Origin of the sequence: Pseudoalteromonas sp. P1-26, from assembly GCF_001401795.1 — a bacterium.
Taxonomy (GTDB): Bacteria; Pseudomonadota; Gammaproteobacteria; order Enterobacterales; family Alteromonadaceae; genus Pseudoalteromonas.
The window spans coordinates 98,848-104,942 of the sequence record NZ_LKDX01000010.1 but is presented as its reverse complement, the minus strand read 5'-3'; the positions used below and the strand labels follow the sequence as shown (position 1 = coordinate 104,942).

Here is a 6,095-nt window from a genome sequence, read left to right as displayed (position 1 = left end):
GCTATGTGAAAGTAGGTCATCGCCAGGCTCCAAATAAGAGAAAGCCCGATTCGAAAGAGTCGGGCTTTTTTGCGTTTTAGCTGTCAGCTGTCAGCTGTCAGCTATCAGCCATCAGCCATCAGCGGTCAGCCGTCAGCCGTCAGCTGAACTGTGGGGTTTTTTAGTACAGAGACTCCCTCAGCAACAACCCCCGTAGGAGGCACTTCAGTGCCGAATTCAGGCCATAAAAACACATTCACGGCTAAAGCCATTCCTACAAGTACACTTTGCCTAGAGCCTAGAGCCTAGAGCTTAGAACCTCCACCTATCGGCTAATCGCTGACGGCTGAAAGCTGATAGCTCTGTGATGTGTTTGTTTTCGCTCCGCTATACCCAACTACGCCATACCTTAAAACTTTCCCCTCGCTAACTTTCCCCTCGCTAACTCCCAACTTGTAACTCACGAACTTGCTCAGCTACTGTTCATTAAATTAACTTTGCTTTGTTTATGGCTTTGATTTAGGATCAAATCAGTTTAAAAGCAAGAACTAATGGCCTGTGTCTAGATTACTTATTTGTTTATTATTATTATTTTCGAGTGCTTCAACTTTCGCTGTTGAGGTGACTAATTTATATCAAGATACTCTTAAAGTTGCAGACAAATCACGTGATGCTCGTTTGGCAGCAAGCCGTGAAGCACTGCTAAATGTGCTGGTGAAAGTGAGTGGTGATACAAGCGCAGATCAAAACCCTGTTGCTAAACAGCGCACGCGTGACATTTCAGATTACATGCTCAAATTCGAATATGACGAAAAAGCTGATGGCAGTTTAAATCTGGTTGTTAAGTTTGAAGCCAATAAGATTAATGCATTAATCAAAGATCTTGGCTTGCCATTGTGGGGGACACGTCGTCCTTTAGTGGCTATCTGGTTAGGCATTGAAGATAACTGGCGCCGTGAACTGGTGACTCAAGAGTCTTATCCGCAGCTTGAACAGCTTATATACGACAAAGCAGGTCGTCGTGGTTTACCTGTGGTTGTGCCATTACTTGATTTACAAGACCGCGCTATTGTTGGCATACCAGAAGTATGGGGTAATTTCTCTGAACCCGTAGAGCGGGCATCGAGTCGTTATAGTGCAGAGCGCAGTATTACTGCAAGAATGTATCAACAAGCTGATTCAGAAACCTGGATCCTTGATTGGCGATTCACTAATGCAGAATTATTCGATACTAATCGCTTGATGGGTGATAAGCAGCAAATTGTTGCAGATATGATTGACAGTTTGGCGGGTGGTTTAGCAGCAGAATATGCCATTGATCCAACAATGATTGGCCAACTTGCAACAGCAACTTTCTATCTTAAAGGTATTAATAACTTTGTTGATATTGAATTTGCTAAACGCCGTTTAGAGAGCTTAAGTGTTGTTACTCGCGCTGTGATATCTGTACGTACGCCTGATACCGTACAATTTATAGTTAATCATACTGGCAGCATGAACGACTTTAGAAAAGCGTTAGAACTTGATAGTGCCTTTAAAGCCTATCAAGACCCGCGAGATTTTTATCAAGTGGTGAATAGCGACGAACTTGAATATCAGTGGCAGGGGCTTTAATCGCAGTGCAAGAACCAATGCAAATGGCATTGCCAGTTACTTTGCCTGATGATGAAACATTTACTTCTTATTTTGGTGGCGAAAACTCTCTTGAAGTGAGTCATCTTAAAGATGCGTTCACAAAGCTCAGTAATAAATTTCAATATACCTACTTATGCGGTTTAGGTGATTCTGGTAAATCCCACCTATTGTACGCGACCTGTATTCATGCCCAAGAGCGTGGTTTATCAACCATGTTACTTTCAATGCGTGAAGTGATTGATTATGGTCCTGTTGTGCTTGAAGGTCTGGAAAATCTTGATGTGTTATGTATCGATGACGTGCACTTAGTGGCAGGCAACGATGCATGGGAGAAAGGATTATTTAACTTTTTTAATCGCTTTAATGAGCCGGGTAAATACCTTGTGGTCACAGCTGATTTATTACCTGACATGCTGCATATCAATCTTCCTGATTTAGTATCGCGTTTGAAGTGGGGCACAACATTACAAATTCGCTCAATGAGCGATGATGATAAAGCGGAAGCCCTCGTACGCCGTGCTCATATGCGCGGCCTTGAACTAACTGATGAATGTGCGCGCTTTTTATTAACGCGATTAAGCCGCGATATGCGTGCATTATTAGACGTTTTAGACAAACTTGACCATGCCTCAATGGCTGCACAAAGAAAATTAACAATTCCTTTTATAAAATCAACGTTAAAGCTTTAGTAGGGCTAGAATCTAGTCCTTGCTTTCAGTTATCATTAGCTATTACAAAAATCCTTCTGTGAAAGACCAGGTACTCAATGAACTTAGAAAATATTTTAGCGCAAGCACTTGAGGCAGTTGCCAGTGCGAATGAAATCGCGCAACTAGAAGATATCAGGGTTAATTACCTTGGTAAAAAAGGTGAAATCACCAGCTTACTTAAAACGCTAGGCAAAATTGCCCCTGAAGAGCGTAAAGAAGCGGGTCAAGTGATTAACCAAGCAAAACAAGAAGTACAAACAGCCATTAACGAAAAGCGTGAGTTACTAGCAAGTAAGGCTCTTGAAGAGAAACTAGCTGCAGAAACGATCGACGTAACTTTACCGGGTCGTGTTATGCCAACAGGTGGCTTACACCCAGTAACTCGTACTATTGAACGTATTGAAAGCTTTTTTGGTGAGTTAGGTTTTGCGGTTAAATCAGGTCCTGAAGTTGAAGATGATTTTCATAACTTCGATGCGCTAAATATTCCTGAGCACCACCCAGCGCGAGCTGATCACGATACTTTCTATTTCAACCCTAAGCTTGTGTTACGTACACAAACTAGTGGCGTACAAATCCGTACTATGGAAACTGAGCAGCCACCACTACGTATCATTTCACCAGGTCGTGTTTATCGTAACGATTATGACCAAACACACACGCCAATGTTCCACCAAGTGGAAGGCTTAATGGTTGATACAGATGTAAGCTTCACTGAGTTAAAAGGTATTCTGCACGACTTCTTACGTAACTTCTTTGAAGAAGATATGGAAATTCGTTTCCGTCCTTCTTACTTCCCATTTACTGAACCATCAGCTGAGGTTGATGTTATGGGTAAAAACGGCAAGTGGTTAGAGGTATTAGGCTGTGGCATGGTTCACCCTAACGTTCTTAAATCAGTGGGTATTGATCCAGAAAAATACACAGGCTTCGCATTCGGTATGGGTGTAGAGCGCTTGACTATGTTGCGTTACGGCGTAAACGACTTACGTGCATTTTTCGAAAACGATTTAAAATTCCTAAACCAGTTCCGTTAAGAGTGAAGATATAAAATGAAATTTAGTGAAAAGTGGTTAAGAGAGTGGGTTAACCCAGCAATCGACACACAGGCTCTTTCGGAACAGTTATCAATGGCTGGTCTTGAAGTTGACGGTGTTGAGCCTGCAGCAGCAGAGTTCACCGGCGTTGTTGTTGGTGAAGTTGTTGAGTGTGGTCAACACCCAGATGCTGATAAATTACGTGTAACTAAAGTAAACGTAGGTGGTGATGAGCTACTTGATATCGTGTGTGGAGCACCTAACTGTCGTCAAGGTTTAAAAGTAGCTGTTGCGACAGTTGGCGCTGTATTACCTGGCGACTTCAAAATTAAAAAAGCCAAACTTCGTGGTCAACCTTCACACGGTATGCTGTGCGCATTCGTTGAGTTAGGTATCAGCGAAGAAGGTGATGGCATCATGGAATTACCAAGTGATGCACCAATCGGTACAGATTTACGTGAGTACTTAAGCCTAGACGACAACATTATTGATGTTGACTTAACACCTAACCGTGGTGATTGCCTAGGTATTAAAGGCCTAGCGCGTGAAGTAGGCGTACTTAACAGTGTTGATGTAAACACACTTGAAATCGCACCAGTTGCTGCAACGATTGATGACAAAGTATCGATTGAGCTTGTGAATGATGAAGCGTGTCCTCGTTATTTAGGCCGTGTAATTAAAGGTATTAACCTTGATGCAGAAACACCACTTTGGATGGTAGAGAAGCTTCGTCGCAGTGGTATTCGCTCAATCGACCCTGTTGTTGATGTAACAAACTATGTGTTATTAGAGCTAGGTCACCCAATGCACGCATTTGATTTAAATGCGATTGAAGGTGGTATTAAAGTACGTAGCGCAAATGCGGGTGAAGAGTTAGTTCTGTTAGATGGCAACACAGCTAAACTAAACGAGTCTACGCTTGTTATTGCTGATCACAACAAAGCGCTTGCTATTGCAGGTATTTTTGGTGGTGAAAAATCAGGTGTAACTGAAGCAACATCAGATATTTTATTAGAAAGTGCGTTCTTTAACCCTGTCGCTATTGCTGGTCAAGCACGTAGCTACGGTTTACACACTGATGCGTCACACCGTTACGAGCGTGGTGTCGATTTTGCACTGCAAAAAGATGCAATGGAACGTGCGACAGCATTACTTCTTGAGATTGTTGGCGGTGAAGCAGGCCCAGTTGTTGAAGCAGTCGCAACTGACAAATTACCAAAAGTAACAGAAGTACGTTTACGTCGAGAGCGTTTAGACCGTGTTATTGGCCACCACATTGATGATGCAAAAGTAACTGACATCCTAACGCGTTTAGGTTTAGACGTGAAAATTGTTGATGGTGTATGGAGTGCTGACGTACCTAGCTATCGCTTTGATATTCGTATCGAAGAAGATTTAATTGAAGAAGTTGCGCGTGTTTACGGCTATAACAGTATTCCTAACGTTGCACCAACTGCTAAATTAAAAATGACTAACCATGACGAGTCACATGTTGCGGTTACTAAATTCCGCAATACGCTTGTTACTCGTGGTTACCAAGAAGCAATTACTTACAGCTTCGTTGATCCAAAAGCACAAGCAATTTTACACCCGCAAAGTGATGCGCTTGTATTGCCACACCCAATTTCGGTTGAAATGTCGGCAATGCGCGTGAGCTTGATGCCGGGTCTATTAGCGTCTCTAGTTTATAATCAAAACCGTCAGCAACCACGTGTACGCTTATTTGAGCACGGCTTAAAATTCTTACGTGACGAAAATGCTGAAAACGGTGTAAACCAAGTTGCTGTCATTGGTGGTGTAATCTCAGGTCTTGCACACGGTGAACATTGGGTTCAAGAGAAGCGTAGCGTTGATTTCTATGATTTAAAAGGTGATGTTGAAGCACTTTTAGCGATTAGCAATGATTCATCACGTTTTGAGATAAAAGCAGAGCAGTCTGATGGCTTACACCCAGGCCAATCAGCCGTTATTTATGTTGATGGTAAAAAAGTAGGTTTCTTTGGTGCAGTGCACCCACAGGTGCAAAAGTCACTAGATATCAACAACACAGCATTTGTGTTTGAAATCGAAATGTCTGCACTAGAAAAAAGAAAATTACCAGAAGCAGTGGCAGTGTCGAAATTCCCGTCAAACCGCCGTGATATCGCGATTTTAGTGGAAGATCACGTAAAATCTGGCGATATTTTAAATGTCATAGAAAAAGTTGGCGGAAATCAATTGGTTGACCTAAACTTATTCGATGTGTATAAGGGCAAAGGTATTGAGCCAAATTATAAGAGTTTGGCGATTGCTCTAACACTGCAAGCGGTTGATAGAACGCTCGAAGAGAAAGATATCAATCAAGTAGTTGATAATGTGGTGGCCGCACTGGCCGAACAATTTAACGCATCGTTGAGGGACTAGATATGGCGCTTACTAAAGCCGACATAGCTGAACACCTATTTGAAAAACTCGGGATCAATAAAAAAGATGCCAAAGATTTAGTTGAAGCGTTTTTTGAAGAAATCCGCTCAGCGCTAGAAAAAGGCGAGCAGGTTAAGCTCTCTGGATTTGGTAACTTTGATCTTCGAGACAAGAAAGAACGTCCAGGCCGCAATCCGAAAACAGGTGAAGATATTCCTATTTCGGCGCGCAGAGTTGTGACTTTTAGACCAGGTCAAAAGCTAAAAACTCGTGTAGAAGTTGGCACAAGCAAAGCAAAATAAGAAAAGGCAGCGTTAGCTGCCTTTTTTAT

The 6,095-nt window shown here is 42.3% G+C and carries 6 protein-coding genes; 5 read left to right on the top strand and 1 reads right to left on the bottom strand.

Going from position 1 to position 6,095, the window contains the following annotated elements:
* Positions 1 to 125: 125 nt before the first annotated feature.
* Positions 126 to 251, bottom strand: a complete 126-nt coding sequence (locus AN394_RS22430) for a hypothetical protein (protein ID WP_268795647.1) — start codon at positions 249 to 251, stop codon at positions 126 to 128.
* 286 nt (positions 252 to 537) lie between these two features.
* Here AN394_RS22430 and AN394_RS07680 point away from each other — a divergent pair, with 286 nt between their 5' ends.
* The 5 genes from AN394_RS07680 to ihfA all read left to right on the top strand — a co-directional run bounded on the left by AN394_RS07680 (position 538) and on the right by ihfA (position 6,066).
* Positions 538 to 1,593 carry a DUF2066 domain-containing protein gene (locus AN394_RS07680; RefSeq protein WP_054561206.1) on the top strand — a complete coding sequence of 352 codons (1,056 nt, stop codon included), beginning with the start codon at positions 538 to 540 and terminating at the stop codon, positions 1,591 to 1,593.
* Positions 1,593 to 2,303: a DnaA regulatory inactivator Hda gene (gene hda / locus AN394_RS07675; protein ID WP_171038282.1), complete on the top strand. Its 711-nt coding sequence runs from the start codon at positions 1,593 to 1,595 to the stop codon at positions 2,301 to 2,303. Before AN394_RS07680 ends, hda begins: the two co-directional genes overlap by 1 nt.
* Positions 2,304 to 2,380: 77 nt before the next feature.
* On the top strand, positions 2,381 to 3,361 hold the full coding sequence (pheS, locus tag AN394_RS07670) for a phenylalanine--tRNA ligase subunit alpha (RefSeq protein ID WP_054552893.1): 981 nt from the start codon (positions 2,381 to 2,383) through the stop codon (positions 3,359 to 3,361).
* 15 nt (positions 3,362 to 3,376) lie between these two features.
* The gene (gene pheT, locus AN394_RS07665) at positions 3,377 to 5,764 is read left to right on the top strand and encodes a phenylalanine--tRNA ligase subunit beta (RefSeq protein ID WP_055021159.1); all 2,388 of its coding nucleotides are present in this window, start codon (positions 3,377 to 3,379) and stop codon (positions 5,762 to 5,764) included.
* A gap of 2 nt (positions 5,765 to 5,766) precedes the next feature.
* Positions 5,767 to 6,066 (top strand): integration host factor subunit alpha, encoded by a 300-nt coding sequence (gene ihfA, locus AN394_RS07660; protein ID WP_002960690.1) that lies wholly within the window; start codon positions 5,767 to 5,769, stop codon positions 6,064 to 6,066.
* The last annotated feature ends 29 nt before the right edge of the window (positions 6,067 to 6,095 follow it).

Coding starts and splice junctions, on each gene's coding strand:
- pheT (WP_055021159.1), top strand. CDS start 3,377: ATGAAATTTAGTGAAAAGTGGTTAAGAGAGTGGGTTAACCCAGCAATC.
- AN394_RS22430 (WP_268795647.1), bottom strand. CDS start 251: ATGGCTTTAGCCGTGAATGTGTTTTTATGGCCTGAATTCGGCACTGAA.
- ihfA (WP_002960690.1), top strand. CDS start 5,767: ATGGCGCTTACTAAAGCCGACATAGCTGAACACCTATTTGAAAAACTC.
- pheS (WP_054552893.1), top strand. CDS start 2,381: ATGAACTTAGAAAATATTTTAGCGCAAGCACTTGAGGCAGTTGCCAGT.